The sequence below is a fragment of the Vibrio sp. 10N.247.311.47 genome, assembly GCF_041467535.1.
GTDB lineage: Bacteria > Pseudomonadota > Gammaproteobacteria > Enterobacterales > Vibrionaceae > Vibrio > Vibrio crassostreae_C.
Genome location: NZ_JBFSUR010000001.1, coordinates 339,718 through 353,670 on the forward strand (window position 1 = coordinate 339,718; position 13,953 = coordinate 353,670).

Here is a 13,953-nt window from a genome sequence, read left to right on the forward strand (position 1 = left end):
AACAAACTTAACTACCTTTGTAACGGCTTTAGGAAAATTAGATGGATGTCCACGAGTGTGTTTCTTTTATCATGCTGAAGGAATCGCAGGTATTACTAGAAAAGCGTAGTGAGTCTAGGGAGACCGATCCCGGTTTAATCACTATACCTGGCGGCCATATTGAACACGGTGAAAACCAGGTTCAGGCGCTGTTTCGTGAACTTGATGAAGAACTTAATGTTGTTCCGATTGATTACCAATACTTGTGTTCGCTTTACCATCCTACGAAGGAACTTCAGTTGATTCATTATTTTATCGTGAGTGACTGGAAAGGAGATATCACCGCTCAAGAGACTGATGATGTTAAGTGGTATTCACTAGGTTCAGCTCCTGTTGGTATAGCAGCCGATGGTATTGCTTTGAAAGAAGTAGAGCGCGTGGGTAGGTATCTTTAGTTTGGATTCGATAAGATGTTTTGGACGTTTTTTGAGGGCTCAAAAACGGTGAAACCCCGATGTTGGTAGCATCGGGGTTTCGAATTTCTAGATTTCTCGACTGGTAAGATCGATTATCTTTTCTATGCAGAAGGCTGGATTAATCCAATCTTATTCCTTGGTAGGGAATTAGATGCGGATGAAGTCCATGTGCTCAACTTTTGGCTTGAACGCGTGACGTTGAACGTCTTGTGGCTTAACCTTAACTTCTGCGCCGTCAATCAGTAGAGTGATTGCTTCGTAGAATTCAGGCTTGTCCATTTGGTTGATCACGTCAGCGTGAACAAGTTCGATAGCTACAGCTTCAGCTTCGCCACCGTAGATTACAGCTGGGAATTTACCAGCGTGACGTAGGCGGCGGCTCGCACCTTTACCTAGTTCAGTACGTACTACTGCTTCAAATTTCATAGTTTTACTCTCAAATTAGTAAAAATTAACTTCACACCTCAATGCGACCTTGAGTGTGTGGTAATGCTTAAACATAAAAGTTCATGCTTAAGCGAGCGCGGATACTAACATCACATTCCAATATGAGCAAGTCAGAAGCCCATCTCAAAGTGAATTTCCTTCGATAATGGGTTCGTTTGGAGATAAAACGTTCGCTAACGCTTGTTTAGCGCATTTTACTCCCTTTTACATCGCAATCCTTATCTATTTATATCACTGCTAAATCATCAAGTTAATGAACGGAAAATGAATGTTTGCCTAAGACTTGGTTAAGTCTTAGTTCGTTAATCTTAGTGTTAATTAAACAGCAGAATGAATAGGTGAAAATATGAAACCGGTAAGCATTGTCGTAATTACGCTAAACGAAGAGAAACGCATTAGCCGCTTAATGGAAGAGTTGAGCGTGCAAACCCACCAAGAGTTTGAAGTGATTGTTGTCGACTCGAACAGTGAAGATAACACCAGAGAAGTGGCGCAAGCTTATGAAAACGCGTTGCCAAAATTAACGGTGCATCACATGGAAAACCGTGGTGTGAGCCTTGGCCGAAACACGGGTGCTTCATTGGCGCAATACAACCGAATCCTTTTCTTAGATGCTGACGTGAGCTTGCCTCGAAACTTCCTTGCGAAAGCGCTTTATGAACTAGAAGAGAAGAAGCTTGAAGTGGCGGGTGTGTACATGAGTTCAAAAGGGCTGCAACTGGTTCATAAACTCGGTTATGGGCTGTTTAATGCGGGCTTATTTGCGACGCAGTTCTTTTTCCCAACCGCGATTGGCGCGTGTATTTTCTCAACCAAAAGAGCACATGAAGAGATCGGTGGTTTCGATGAAGAGATTGTCCTTTGTGAGGACTGTGATTATGTAAAACGTGCGAGCAAAACATGGCGATTTAGATTCCTAAATATGACCTTTGGCTTTGACCCACGTCGATTAGATCAAGATGGCGTTGTGAAGACAGGCTCTACTTATCTTAAAGCCAATGTAAGACGCTTCTTTAAAGGCGAAATGCGTAACAACGAGATGAACTACAAGTTCGGTCATTACAAAGAACAGTAAGCATTGAGGTTGTTATGTTTGATGGACTAGGGCTGTTTCTGGGAGCATTGGGTGATGCTCTCATTGGCCCAAACCTATTTGTACCGGGAGAGCCCTTTTATATCGCGGCGGGCTTTCAACTGTATTCGGGTGTATGGATGGCTTTGGTGATGGTGATGCTAGGTGGCTTGCTTGGTGATCAACTCAGTTATTTTATAGGCTATAAATACGGTGCCAAAGCGCAACGAAGACTCATTAAGTTTCGTCCTAAAACCAAAAGATTGATTGCGCGTTGTCGTTATCTGGTTGCTCGAAAAAGCACATACATCATTATTTTTGCTCGCCTATTAGGGCCAATCGCTTGGGTCGTGCCATTTATAGCTGGCTCGCATCGTGTACCGTGGCGTAATTTCAGTTTATTGGCCTTTATAGGCTTGGTTCTTGGTGGTGGGCAGTTTATTGCTTGGGGCATGCTACTAGCGCATGGCGTTGAGAACTTTCCGTGGCTTAATAGCCTTAAGATATTTATCTCGGAGCATAATAGCTTGATCGTTGGTGTGTTCGCGGTATTAGTCTTCACCATTATCGGTTACCGAATGAAGTGGCGATGCTTAGTACTTAAGTCTAGTGCGCTGTTGTTGGCGTGGGTATTGTTTGCGAACTACGCTCACTTTTTCTGGAAAGCGGATGACTTTCAGAATCAACCAGAGACGGCTCAAATAAACAAAGTCGACTGGAACTCGGTTACCTATAAAGCGTTCCCCGGTAAATCTTCGTTCTACTCGGCGCAAGCGATCAACGTAATTTATGTTGGAGCAACCCCAAGAGACTTAATGAAGCAATTAGGCTGGATAGAGAATCAAACCTTCTCTCGAAATGAGATTGAATGGGTTGGTTATCTCGCATTGCTTAGAGAAAAAACGCCGCCAGTGTCTGATTTATATTGGCGAGACAAGCCGCAAGATATGGCTTTTCAATTGCCGGGTAACCTGATGAAGCGCAGCCATATTCGTTGGTGGCGTGCAGGTGTTGATATTAAAACTAACCAGCCTCAGTGGTTAGGCGCAATTAGCTATGATGATGGCCTTAAAGTCACGCCTTACTCAGGCATTGTGACCGTGCTTCATAACATTGACCCTAATGTTGATGAAGAGCGAGATCGGCTTGCTAATCAGATACGAACGTTACTACCAGACATCGAGTTAGACAAGTACCCATTAGCAACGGTGGAAGTGATCGATGACGATCATGACTATTATACTGATGGCAGGATCTTGATGATCGGAGTAGCAACCTACCGTGATGATTCACAAGCTTTGGATGTTGCTGTGAACGATATATAGAGTTGTATATAAGGTCGATAGAATTAAGCCCTAGCATTACGTTAGGGCTTATTGTGTTTAACTTTTACTTAGCTTGTTCAGCCTTTACTTACTTTAAGCACCAGAGAAGCTTTTAAGCCGCCCATTGAGCTCTTGCTGAGCGTTAGGCTGCCTCGGTAACTGTGTGCCATTTCATTTACGATATTAAGCCCTAAGCCTGTTCCTGGTGTGGTTTCATCAAGTCGGACGCCACGTTTGGTCACTTGCTCAAGCTTCTCTTCAGGAATGCCTTGGCCATCATCTTCAATCACCAACTCTATGTTGCCATCGTCGAGTTCATTTGCATGGACGCGAATAATGCTGCCCGCCCACTTGTAACTGTTCTCGAGTAGGTTGCCGACCATTTCATCAAGGTCGGTTTTTTCTACTGCCACTTCAATCTCAGAGTCTAGCTCGTTAATCATGGTGACTTCATTGGCAGCGTAGACTTTATCAAACGCCATTGAGATAGCTTCGACACGCTCACAAGGTGAAGACTTCACCGAAAGAATGTTCATTGCACCTGCCATACGAGCGCGGCCAAGGTGATAATCAATTTGGCTTTGAATCTGATGAATGGGCTGTTGCAGCAGTGCCTTGTCATCCTCTGGAAGTCGCTCTATCTCATTTTTTAGAACTGAAAGCGGTGTTTTCAACGCATGAGATAAGTTACCCGCGTGGTTACGAGCTCGTTCTAATAACTCTTGATAGTGAAAGAGCAGGGCATTGAGGTCAGAGACTAATGGAGAAACCTCTTTCGGGTAGTTATCGCTTAACCCTTCTTGCTCGCCGTTTCTTAGCATTACCAGTTCGCGTTGCATCTTGCTGAGCGGTAATAACGACCAACTGACTTGAATACCGATCAACATCAGCACGCCAACAAACAGCAACATTAGGATCAACCAGACTTGACCAGTAAGCTCTGTCAGTGTGGATTCTAATGGATCTTCATCAATACCAATGGTGATCGTGACAGGGTCGCTCAGTTCAGGCAGGTAGATATCTTGCTCGATGTAAATCAACTTTTCTTTCTCTGGCCCTTTGACTGATGTGTGAATCGGTGAACGCTTGATGGTGAGGTCTTTATCCCATAGCGAGCGAGATCGAATGATCTGCTCTTGGGTAGCGGCGCGCCAATAAATACCACTGTAGGGCTGGTTGAACCTAGGATCAGACAGACGCTCTGCCATGATCAGGTTACCACTGTCATTGGTTTCGATATTGGCGGTTAACTCATCCATGGTTAAGCCAAGCTGCTGCTTCATGTCATCGACGAGGTAGTCGTTAACCAGTTTCGGAATCCCGACACCAGCCGCTAATATCATCGCACCTAGCCAAAAAGCCGCAGCAAGGAGCAAGCGGCTTTTTAAACTGATGTTTTTAAGTGTTCGTTTCTTTAGATTCATGCATTTCCAACCTGCCTTTGCTCATCGTAACTTATCGTATTGCGATGATCAGAACAGGCTGTCCACTTAATTAATGGTTGCTCTTGGCGTGATTGACGACTGAGCTATTCAGCATTCAGTTGGTAGCCAAGGCCACGAACGGTTTTGATGATCTTTGGTGCGATTTTCTTACGAATACGACCGATGAACACTTCAACCGTGTTTGAGTCTCGGTCGAAGTCTTGCTTGTAGATATGCTCAACCAACTCAGTGCGCGAGATAACCTTGTTTTGGTTATGCATGAAGTACGCGACAACTTTATATTCCAGCGCCGTGAGGCTAACTGCTTGACCTTGCCACAACACTTTAGAACTGCGTGTGTCTAGGCTTAGATCACCGATTTGAAGTATCGGAGCAGCACTGCCTGATGCTCGGCGCAGTTGAGCTCGGATACGGGCAATCAGCTCGACCATCTCAAATGGCTTAGTTAGGTAGTCATCAGCACCGGCGTTCAAGCCCTCAACACGTTGAGTTAGCGTGTCACGAGCACTTAAGATAATCACTGGCGTGTTGATGTTTTCGTCTCGAATGCCTTTTAATACCGTTAGGCCGTCAAGCTTAGGTAAACCTAAATCGAGGACAATCGCGTCCCATTCTTCTGACGTTGCACGGTAGAGTGCGTCGATACCATCTTGAGAGAGCTCTGGAACCCAGTCGGCCCCCTCAAGTGTTTCAATAATTTGTTGGCCCAAACGAGGCTCATCTTCAACGACTAAAATTTTCATAATTGTTCTTCTAATTTCTTCTAATGACTGTTCGTCGTGCTTAGCTCTTCGTCGTACGTAACTAGTCGCCGTGTTTAATTGCGTCTTTAAAGTTGCGGCCTTTGATCATAAGCATTTCTAACGTCTCAGCGTTGTATTCGACTTTGATGATGTTGTTTTGGTAATTGATTTTTAGTTCATACACCCAAATGTCGTCATCTTCTTCTAGCTCTACTTTAATGATTCTGCCATGAAGATCGTTTTCAACGGCCGCATACATTTCTGAGAAAGGGCGAATATAGCCTTCGCGTACAGCTTCGTAGACTTCGTCTTGATCTTCTTCAAATTCGATACGGGTTCCTGCTTTATGAACGTCCTGCACTAATTCATGACCATTATGATGTGAGTCAGCCCATGCGCCAGCAGAAACAAATAAGCCTAAGCTTATAGAAAACAAAGAAATCATAGCTTTACTAAACATAGCGAATCCTAGAGAAGGTTGATAGCGTTCAGTATAAAAAAGTAATTCTGAACAGAAAGTGAACCTGATTAATAATGAGAATTTGATACCGAAAAACTTAACGCTTAAATGGCGCAGGCTTTAATACATAAGATTAATTGCCGAGTGTTAAGAACGTAAGACTTACTTTTATTCTTAACCTTAACGCTGCTGTAGTTCGTCTTCGAATATCTTGTCTCTCATTTTCCAAAAGCGTCCGACTTTACGGGCAATCACGAATTGAGGTGGGCGGAATCTATGTTGGTGAGCAACCACTTTCGTCGGTGAGGCTTCTTCGAAAGGGCGATGTCTGTCTGCAAGGTGAGGGCGAACAAACTGGTCTTTGAAGTTCTGCTTCTGCTTTTTGCTGGTTAATGACCAAAACTCATGCACTTGCGCTTGGTTTTCTCCGCGATAGGTGACCTTAAGTTGTGATTTACCTTTCTCGTCTTTAAGCACGTTGAGGTCCATTTCCAAGCATTCAAATACCAAGGCATCTTTTAGGTTCAGTGCTTCTTTTAGCTTTTTGTCTGGGTCGACTAAGGTTGCATCGCACTCATGACAAATGCGCGCAGCAATGTCATTATCAGCACCACATTCACCGCAATATTTCGCTCGGAAGCGATAATTACAGTGCTCGCGCTCGCCCGTGTCTTCATCGGTAAAGTAGCCTTGGCATTTGCGCCCAAAGTGCTCAAGCAAGAAGCCATTGCTGTCTAGCTTGCCCCAAAAGTTATTATTGAAGCCGCACGCAGGGCAAGGGATGGTGATGATTTCACTGTCTGAATCGGGTTTAGGGTCGCCAACCTCAGGTTGGTAGAGGTCGTAACTGTTGCCCGCATAGTCGAGCACCAAACACTCTTTTTTACCCGGAGATAGGCGTAAGCCACGGCCAACGATTTGTTGATACAAACTGATGGATTCTGTCGGGCGCAAAATCGCGATTAAATCGACGTGTGGCGCATCAAAACCTGTGGTTAATACCGATACGTTAACCAAAAACTTGATTTTACGTTCTTTGAAGTCGCTGATAATTTGGTCACGTTCGAGAGTTGGTGTATCACCAATCACAATTGAAGCTTCACCTTCTGGCAATAAGCCGAGGATCTCTTGCGCGTGTCGAACGGTCGCAGCGAATACCATGATGCCTAGTTTATCTTGGGCTAGGTGAATAATCTGATCGACAATCTGTGGGGTCGCTCGTTTCGATTGCTCGATCACCATGTCGAGTTCTGCTTCTTTGTAGCGACCAGTGCTCGCGGGCTTTAACTGCGAAAAGTCATAGCTCAACACGGGTGCATCAATCATGCGTGCAGGAGTTAAGAAACCTTCATCGAGCAGGTAACGAATCGGCAGCTCAAAGATACAGTCGCGGAAGAAACGTGGCTCATCTGAACGCACTTGACCGCGAGTGTGGTATTGATAAATCCAACCCATCCCAAGACGATATGGGGTCGCTGTTAATCCAAGCACCTTGATGCCCGAATTATTCTCGTGTAAGTGAGTGATGACTTTCTGATAACTACTGGTCTTTTCATCGGGAACACGGTGGCATTCGTCGATAACCAACAGCGAAAATTGGTTAGAGAATGAATCGAGATTTCGCACCACAGATTGCACCGAAGCAAACACGACTTGTTGGTCGGTCTCTTTGCGTCCTAAACCCGCAGAGAAAATCGAGCCTTTCAGCCCGTAACCTTCATACTTTTCATGGTTCTGTTCAACCAACTCTTTTACGTGAGCAAGCACCAACACTCGACCTTTCGCAAGCCTTGCTAACTCTGCAATCACAAGGCTTTTTCCTGCACCTGTCGGAAGCACGAGCACTGCCGGAGTTTGGTGTTTTCTGAAGTAATGAATCACTGATTTTACAGAATCAGCTTGGTACGGGCGGAGTGTATACATATCGCGTCTTGTAAGAAGGAAAACAAATAGTGTGAAATAGCTCAACTAATTGAGCAAAGGTGACTATAATACCCGACTTAGATTAGTTGAGGTATTCATGCGTTTAGATAAATTTCTGTGCGATGCATTAGGCGTCACTCGAAGAGAAGCAACACACTTATTAAAATCCAAGGCAGTGACAGTAAATGATGTCATTCAAAAAAGCGGTTCACTCAAGGTAACTGAAGAGTGCGTTGTGGAATGGCAAGGCAATGAACTGAATGTTCACGGCCCACGTTACATCATGCTTTATAAGCCAGAAGGCTTTGTTTGTTCGCATGAAGATGGCGCAAATCGTATCGCGTTTGAATTACTTGATGAAATCAAAATGGACAAGCTGCACTTTGCTGGTCGTCTAGATATTGATACAACAGGTCTTGTGTTGATTACAGACGATGGTAAGTGGTCTCACCGTATCACTTCGCCAAAGCACAAGTGCGAGAAGACGTACCGTGTGTGGTTGGTTGAACCTGTTGAAGACGATTACGTTGAAAAATTCAAAGAGGGCATCCAGCTTAAGAGCGAAGATGGCCTAACACTTCCTGCACACCTAGAAGTTCGTGCAGAGCGTGAAGTGCTGCTAACGATTCACGAAGGCAAATACCACCAAGTTAAACGTATGTTTGCTGCTCTTGGTAACAAGGTAGAAGCACTACACCGTGAACGTATTGGCGAAATTGAGATGGACGAATCTTTAGAGTTAGGTGAATACCGTTACCTAACGCAAGAAGAAGTCGATTCAATCTGGAAGTAGTCCTTAGCTAGAAGTTGCTCTTAACAAGAAATTGTTCTTAACAAGAGACCACTTTTGCTGGAAATAGCCCTTTCGTTGTAAAGCCGACCATGGATAGCGTCGGCTGATGATGTTGACTGGTACTAGGAAAGTCTCAGCCAATCTTTGACTCGCGTACTCACGCTAGTCCCTAGCTCTATCAGTTGAACATTCGGAGAACCATGCAAACATCGACCTCACAGAGCCAAAGCTCCCAACTAGAAACACCTCAATTAGGCTTAGTGCTGTTTTTGATTCTAGGTGCGATTGGTGCACTTACTCCGCTAGCCATTGATATGTATCTGCCAGCGATGCCGACCATTGCTAAAGATCTTGGTGTGACGGCGGGTGAGGTACAAATCACGCTAACAGCCTATACCGCAGGTTTCGCGCTGGGGCAGTTGCTGCATGGCCCGTTGGCGGATAGCTATGGTCGCAAGCCTGTACTGCTTATTGGTGTGTTCTTGTTTGCTATCGCTTCTATGGTGAGTGCGACAACTCATGGCATTGAAGCGCTGACTTACATCCGTACCGCTCAAGGTTTTGCTGGTGCTGCGGCGGCCGTTATCATCCAAGCGGTGGTAAGAGATATGTTCGATCGTGAAGATTTCGCAAGAACCATGTCTTTCGTTACTTTGGTGATGACAGTTGCGCCATTGGTTGCTCCGATGATTGGCGGTTACTTAGCGTTGTGGTTCGGTTGGCGTTCAATTTTCTGGGTTCTGGCTATTTTTGCGGTGATCGTGATTCTGGCGGTATCGATGAAGATCCCAGAAACGCTTCCTGCAGAAAACCGACAACCATTGCGCTTTAAAACCACGATTCGTAATTACGCCCGTTTATGTAAAAACCCGACCGCTATGGGCTTGATTTTCTCGGGTGCATTCTCGTTCTCTGGGATGTTTGCATTCTTAACTGCAGGCTCTTTTGTCTACATTGATGTCTATGGCGTACGTCCTGACCTGTTTGGTTACCTATTTGGTCTGAACATTGTTGCGATGATTCTGATGACGACAATCAATGGTCGAATCGTTAAGAAGGTCGGTTCTCATACAATGTTGAGGGCAGCGTTGGTCATCCAATTACTGGCTGGCGTAGGTTTACTTGTCGGTTGGGCGCTGGATCTCGGGCTTTGGGGAATCGTGCCGTTTGTGATGCTATTTATTGGCACCATCTCTACTATCGGCAGTAACTCTATGGGTCTATTGCTCAGTGGTTATCCAAACATGGCAGGCACGGCTTCATCGCTTGCGGGAACATTAAGATTTGGTACTGGTTCTGTCGTTGGGGCTATCGTTGCGATGCTGCCAAGTGACAGTGCTGGGTCTATGGCTATGGTAATGGCTGCATGTGCAGTAATGTCAGCATTACTATATTGGACATTAGGAAAGAAGGCATAATGTCAAAATACTATATTGAAATTCAGAAGTTAGTGAATGATGCGCTAGGCGAGCTATATGCTCTACATAAGTCTGGCAAGGCCATTGATGCACCTATCGCGAACAACCTTTATTTGGTTCGTTGGGTAACAAAGGCAATTAAATCCCAAGCTTATGATCGCGTGATTGTGCCTGACTTGGTTCGCTGGCAGAAACAGGGTCGCTCAAAAGGCAATAACTCTGATTTAACTTTTACCTTTAAACGTATTTCTGCGTTTTACGGGCGTTTTTTCCCTGAAGGCGAAGATCCTAAAGTGCTTAAAGACAGTGATGTTGAAGCATTCATGGACAAAATGTACGAGATGGGTTGGAGCGTATCGAGTGAAGATGAGCTAACGACTGGCGGCAAGATTCAATTCTTCACCGATGGTGAGCACTCTTTTGCTTTGTGTGGCAAACAGTGTGACGACTCTTTCGACGGTGAGTTGATGGTTAAGCCAATGAACTGGTTTGTTCGTGGTAACCACGCTGAGTTCATTCAAGCAGCGATGGAAGCGGGTTTCATGCTTCACAAAGTAACGGACTATAAGTCTGCGGTGAAGTATCACGGTGAATACATCGTTTACCCTGTTAACCAAGGCAACCAACTTGCAGAGATCCCAATTAGCGTTATTGGCTAGTAACGGATTCGGGATACGAGATGAGAGATATGAAGAGCGGAATTATCCGCTCTTTTTTTGCCTCTCATAGCGCGTGTCGCTAATTTGCTTTTAGTCTTTTCGCATCTCGACACTCGAATCCCGCATCTGCTTTTAATCTTTTCGCATCCCGTTACCCGAATCTCGCATCTGCTTTTAATCTTTTCTCATCTCGACACTCGAATCTCGCATCTGCTTTTAATCTTTTCGCATCTCGTCACTCGAATCCCGCATCTGCTTTTAATCCTGTTCTTTAGCTTGCTTCTCAATTGCCTTCACCATGCCTTTAAAAATAAACAGGTGGGCTGGCATCATAGCAAACCAATACAGTAACCCTAGAAACCCCTTTGGATGCCACCAAGCCGAGATATTCAGCTCGCGAGAGTCACCGTGGTCAGAGACAGTAATCTCGAGTCGCCCTAAACCGGGGCCTTTCATACCGAAAAGCAGAGATAAAAACTGATTCTCTTCACAGCGAATGACCTTCCATGAATCGATTTTGTCACCGACTTTTAGGTTGGGCCCTTCTGGCATTTGTCGAACCGGTACACCGCCACCGAAAAGAACATCCAACCATTCGCGTGTGCGCCATAAAGTGTTAGCAAAGAAGTAACCTTGCTTCGGGCTTCCGATTTGCTGAGCAACATGCCAAAGCGATTCCAATGAAGCGCTTGAGGTGATACTTGCGCCTGTTTTCTTCGGGTAATAGCCATACCCAGCTTGCCAGCGTTTGAATGCGGTTTTATCAAAGCCCCATACATTGCTTTTGACAAAGTTTCCTTCAGCGTGAATGGCTTGTTCAACCATATTTTCGAACGAGATAAGCTTCTGAGGGTACTTTTCTCTAATGATGGTCGAACTGGCGATGAAGTCGTGCTTTAAGCCTGCAAGTAGTGCTCTACCTATGTTAGACGGTACAGAAGTCACCACACCTAACCAATATGAAGCAATCTTTGGTGTCAGTAGCGATGTCGCCCATAGTTTGAGTGGACGATCGGCGGTTTTAGCAATATGAGCAAATTGGTTTCGGTAAGAGACAATATCCGGCCCGCCAACCTCAAAGGTTTGGCTTTCGCTAGGCGTGTCTTGTGCGAGTTTTAGTAAATAGTGGTTCAGGTTCTGCAAAGCAATCGGGTTGGCTTTAGAGTCAACCCATTTTGGCGCAATCATAATCGGCAAGTTGTACACGAAATCTCGCATGATCTCGAATGCCGCAGATCCTGGGCCAATGATCACGCCAGCTTGAAGTTCGGTAACGGGTACAGGCCCTTTACGAAGCAATTCGCCGGTTTTCTTTCTCGCTTGAAGGTGCTCTGAATCACCAGTCTGAGGCTGTAAAGAACTCAGGTAGATGACGTGTTGATTCTTTGGCCCAAGAGCAGAAACAAAGTTACGGGCTAAGTTCAGCTCATAATCGATAAAGTCGTGGCCTTCCGCCATGCCATGGACGAGAAAGAAGATAAGATCAAAGTCGGGGACTAAGGCTTGTGTCGCAGCTTGCTCGGCCAGATCAAGATACTCAAGCGATAAGCTTTCGTGAGGCTCGGTCCGTGCCTTTAAATAGTCGATATGCCTTGCTGCTGCCGTGACTTGATAGCCTTGCTCAAGCAGGAGAGGGAGGAGTTGCGAACCAACATATCCAGAAGCGCCTAAAACCAGTACTTTCTTCATTGTTACTCCATTTATATCTGTGGTTAAAAACCGAACATTGATATAATAGCGCGATATTTATCTTTATTCATCAATACGTTCCGTTTAGGTATCTCTCAATGTTGCTCTCTTCAATTATTCATCACACACGAGGTGATTTTGTTCGCAGGCTTATTGCGATTGCACTGCCCATCACCTTGCAGAGCATTATGTTTTCAAGCCGAGGCTTGGTGGATGTATTGATGTTGGGCCAACTTGGCGAAGCAGACATCGCAGCTGTGGGGGTGGCGAGCCGAGCGATGTTCGTGACGACCATTATGCTGGTGGGTGTTACCACGGGCGGTGCTCTTCTTACTGCTCAATATTGGGGCGCGGGTAACAGACAAGGTGTGAGAGAAAGCACTGCGCTGACGTGGCTGGTGTCGACACTGTTTGCTTTACTGACTATCGCGTTTTTCGTTTCATTTCCTGCACAAATCATGGGCGTGACGACCGACTCTCAAGAGGTCATCAACTTAGGCGTTGAATACATCGTAATTACGTCATTTAGCATGCTAGCGGTATCGTGTGTCAGCAGTATGGCTGTGGGTTTGAGAGCGATGCACAAACCCGGGCTAAGTACATTTTTCAGCGGTATCGGCATCCTGTCTAACGTGTTCTTAAACTGGGTGCTGATCTTCGGTAACTTAGGCTTTCCTGCGCTTGGAATCAAAGGTGCGGCGATTGCGACGGTACTGAGTGGCGCGATTGAGAAGTCGCGACTTTGTTTGGTTATCTCTATTTCTCTAAGCATTTATTAGCATTTAAGTTTTGCGATATTAAAGCGGCAGCTTCGATTGATAAGGTGGTTCGCTTCTTGAAGCTGTCTCTGCCGACCACGTTTAACTTCTTAGCATGGGCGGGTGGTTTGTTTGCTTACCACGCGATCATGGGGCAATCGGGCGTTCAAGGTCTGGCTGCGCTATCGGTCATGACGCCGGTTGAATCTATCTCATTGAGTTTATTGATTGGCCTTTCGAATGCGGCAGCTGTTTTGGTGGGTAATCAACTTGGTGCGAAAAACAATGAAGCGGTTTACTATCAAGCGCTTGGCTTAACAATTTTGTGTTTCTTAACTAGGGCGTGTTGATCTTTGCTGTACATTTCGCGTTCAACAATACATCGGTAGCCACATTAACATGAATGCCAGCGATAACATGCTGGCATAATTCCTTTCTAGCTTGTCATATCTACTTGAAATAGCTCGATAATGCTTAATTCTCCCAAAGGCATTTTCGACCAAGTGACGATACTTGTATAAACACCAATCCATACTGTCTTTGTCTATATCTTGTCCGTAATTGCGTTTAGCAATTACCGTTTCTCCGCCACGTTCCTTAACAAAAGTACGGAAAGGTTCGCTGTCATATCCTTTATCACAAACGATGGTATTAACTTCATCGAGTTGCTCAACTAAGCTTTCGGCATGCACTATATCGTGGCGTTGTCCCTCTGATAAATCAAAGCAAATCGGCAGGCCACCACTATCTACGGCTAAGTGAATTT

13 protein-coding genes and 1 pseudogene are annotated in these 13,953 nt (G+C 45.2%); 7 read left to right on the plus strand and 7 right to left on the minus strand.

The window, feature by feature from the left end; genetic code table 11:
* Positions 1-41 precede the first annotated feature (41 nt).
* Positions 42-434: an NUDIX hydrolase gene (locus AB6E51_RS01485; RefSeq protein WP_017060354.1), complete on the plus strand. Its 393-nt coding sequence runs from the start codon at positions 42-44 to the stop codon at positions 432-434.
* Positions 435-602: 168 nt separating this feature from the next.
* Here the strand turns inward: AB6E51_RS01485 and rplY are convergent, their stop codons facing one another.
* Complete coding sequence (rplY, locus tag AB6E51_RS01490; RefSeq protein WP_017060373.1) at positions 603-881, minus strand: 50S ribosomal protein L25; 279 nt, start codon at positions 879-881, stop codon at positions 603-605.
* 367 nt (positions 882-1,248) lie between these two features.
* Between rplY and AB6E51_RS01495 the strand changes: the two genes are divergently transcribed.
* Both AB6E51_RS01495 and AB6E51_RS01500 read left to right on the plus strand, forming a co-directional pair.
* Positions 1,249-1,977 (plus strand): glycosyltransferase family 2 protein, encoded by a 729-nt coding sequence (locus AB6E51_RS01495; protein WP_372058832.1) that lies wholly within the window; start codon positions 1,249-1,251, stop codon positions 1,975-1,977.
* Between the two features lie 14 nt (positions 1,978-1,991).
* A complete protein-coding gene (locus tag AB6E51_RS01500; RefSeq protein ID WP_372058834.1) occupies positions 1,992-3,299 on the plus strand; it encodes an LssY C-terminal domain-containing protein in 1,308 nt (435 codons plus the stop codon).
* A 77-nt stretch (positions 3,300-3,376) separates the two neighbouring features.
* Here AB6E51_RS01500 and AB6E51_RS01505 read toward each other — a convergent pair whose 3' ends face one another.
* The 4 genes from AB6E51_RS01505 to AB6E51_RS01520 form a co-directional block, all read right to left on the minus strand.
* Complete coding sequence (locus AB6E51_RS01505) at positions 3,377-4,723, minus strand: ATP-binding protein (protein WP_017066077.1); 1,347 nt, start codon at positions 4,721-4,723, stop codon at positions 3,377-3,379.
* Positions 4,724-4,827: 104 nt separating this feature from the next.
* Positions 4,828-5,487: a response regulator transcription factor gene (locus tag AB6E51_RS01510; RefSeq protein WP_017060377.1), complete on the minus strand. Its 660-nt coding sequence runs from the start codon at positions 5,485-5,487 to the stop codon at positions 4,828-4,830.
* A 61-nt stretch (positions 5,488-5,548) separates the two neighbouring features.
* Complete coding sequence (locus AB6E51_RS01515) at positions 5,549-5,947, minus strand: PepSY domain-containing protein (protein ID WP_372058835.1); 399 nt, start codon at positions 5,945-5,947, stop codon at positions 5,549-5,551.
* 180 nt (positions 5,948-6,127) lie between these two features.
* On the minus strand, positions 6,128-7,870 hold the full coding sequence (locus AB6E51_RS01520; protein WP_102320610.1) for a DEAD/DEAH box helicase: 1,743 nt from the start codon (positions 7,868-7,870) through the stop codon (positions 6,128-6,130).
* Between the two features lie 97 nt (positions 7,871-7,967).
* Between AB6E51_RS01520 and rsuA the strand changes: the two genes are divergently transcribed.
* From rsuA to AB6E51_RS01535, 3 genes are all read left to right on the plus strand, one after another.
* Complete coding sequence (gene rsuA, locus AB6E51_RS01525; protein WP_017060380.1) at positions 7,968-8,663, plus strand: 16S rRNA pseudouridine(516) synthase RsuA; 696 nt, start codon at positions 7,968-7,970, stop codon at positions 8,661-8,663.
* A 200-nt stretch (positions 8,664-8,863) separates the two neighbouring features.
* On the plus strand, positions 8,864-10,081 hold the full coding sequence (locus AB6E51_RS01530) for a Bcr/CflA family multidrug efflux MFS transporter (RefSeq protein ID WP_102333192.1): 1,218 nt from the start codon (positions 8,864-8,866) through the stop codon (positions 10,079-10,081).
* Positions 10,081-10,740, plus strand: a complete 660-nt coding sequence (locus AB6E51_RS01535; protein ID WP_102333193.1) for a DUF2913 family protein — start codon at positions 10,081-10,083, stop codon at positions 10,738-10,740. The genes AB6E51_RS01530 and AB6E51_RS01535 overlap by 1 nt, the downstream gene beginning before the upstream one ends.
* Positions 10,741-10,998: 258 nt before the next feature.
* Here the strand turns inward: AB6E51_RS01535 and AB6E51_RS01540 are convergent, their stop codons facing one another.
* Entirely contained in the window at positions 10,999-12,429 is a 1,431-nt protein-coding gene (locus tag AB6E51_RS01540) for a DUF2867 domain-containing protein (protein ID WP_102333194.1), read from the minus strand.
* Positions 12,430-12,527: 98 nt separating this feature from the next.
* Between AB6E51_RS01540 and AB6E51_RS01545 the strand changes: the two are divergent.
* A pseudogene (locus AB6E51_RS01545) lies at positions 12,528-13,525 on the plus strand (MATE family efflux transporter); the annotation flags it as partial.
* Positions 13,526-13,558: 33 nt separating this feature from the next.
* On the opposite strand, the gene AB6E51_RS01550 reads toward AB6E51_RS01545, so the two are convergent.
* The coding region (locus AB6E51_RS01550; protein ID WP_372050426.1) for an IS5 family transposase at positions 13,559-13,953 on the minus strand (395 nt) is incomplete at its 5' end.

What these genes read in the sequence shown, in the direction of transcription:
- AB6E51_RS01540 (WP_102333194.1), bottom strand. Translation starts at nt 12,429, where the DNA reads ATGAAGAAAGTACTGGTTTTAGGCGCTTCTGGATATGTTGGTTCGCAA.
- AB6E51_RS01535 (WP_102333193.1), top strand. Translation starts at nt 10,081, where the DNA reads ATGTCAAAATACTATATTGAAATTCAGAAGTTAGTGAATGATGCGCTA.
- AB6E51_RS01495 (WP_372058832.1), top strand. Translation starts at nt 1,249, where the DNA reads ATGAAACCGGTAAGCATTGTCGTAATTACGCTAAACGAAGAGAAACGC.
- AB6E51_RS01530 (WP_102333192.1), top strand. Translation starts at nt 8,864, where the DNA reads ATGCAAACATCGACCTCACAGAGCCAAAGCTCCCAACTAGAAACACCT.
- AB6E51_RS01500 (WP_372058834.1), top strand. Translation starts at nt 1,992, where the DNA reads ATGTTTGATGGACTAGGGCTGTTTCTGGGAGCATTGGGTGATGCTCTC.
- AB6E51_RS01510 (WP_017060377.1), bottom strand. Translation starts at nt 5,487, where the DNA reads ATGAAAATTTTAGTCGTTGAAGATGAGCCTCGTTTGGGCCAACAAATT.
- AB6E51_RS01520 (WP_102320610.1), bottom strand. Translation starts at nt 7,870, where the DNA reads ATGTATACACTCCGCCCGTACCAAGCTGATTCTGTAAAATCAGTGATT.
- AB6E51_RS01505 (WP_017066077.1), bottom strand. Translation starts at nt 4,723, where the DNA reads ATGAATCTAAAGAAACGAACACTTAAAAACATCAGTTTAAAAAGCCGC.
- rsuA (WP_017060380.1), top strand. Translation starts at nt 7,968, where the DNA reads ATGCGTTTAGATAAATTTCTGTGCGATGCATTAGGCGTCACTCGAAGA.
- rplY (WP_017060373.1), bottom strand. Translation starts at nt 881, where the DNA reads ATGAAATTTGAAGCAGTAGTACGTACTGAACTAGGTAAAGGTGCGAGC.
- AB6E51_RS01515 (WP_372058835.1), bottom strand. Translation starts at nt 5,947, where the DNA reads ATGTTTAGTAAAGCTATGATTTCTTTGTTTTCTATAAGCTTAGGCTTA.
- AB6E51_RS01485 (WP_017060354.1), top strand. Translation starts at nt 42, where the DNA reads ATGGATGTCCACGAGTGTGTTTCTTTTATCATGCTGAAGGAATCGCAG.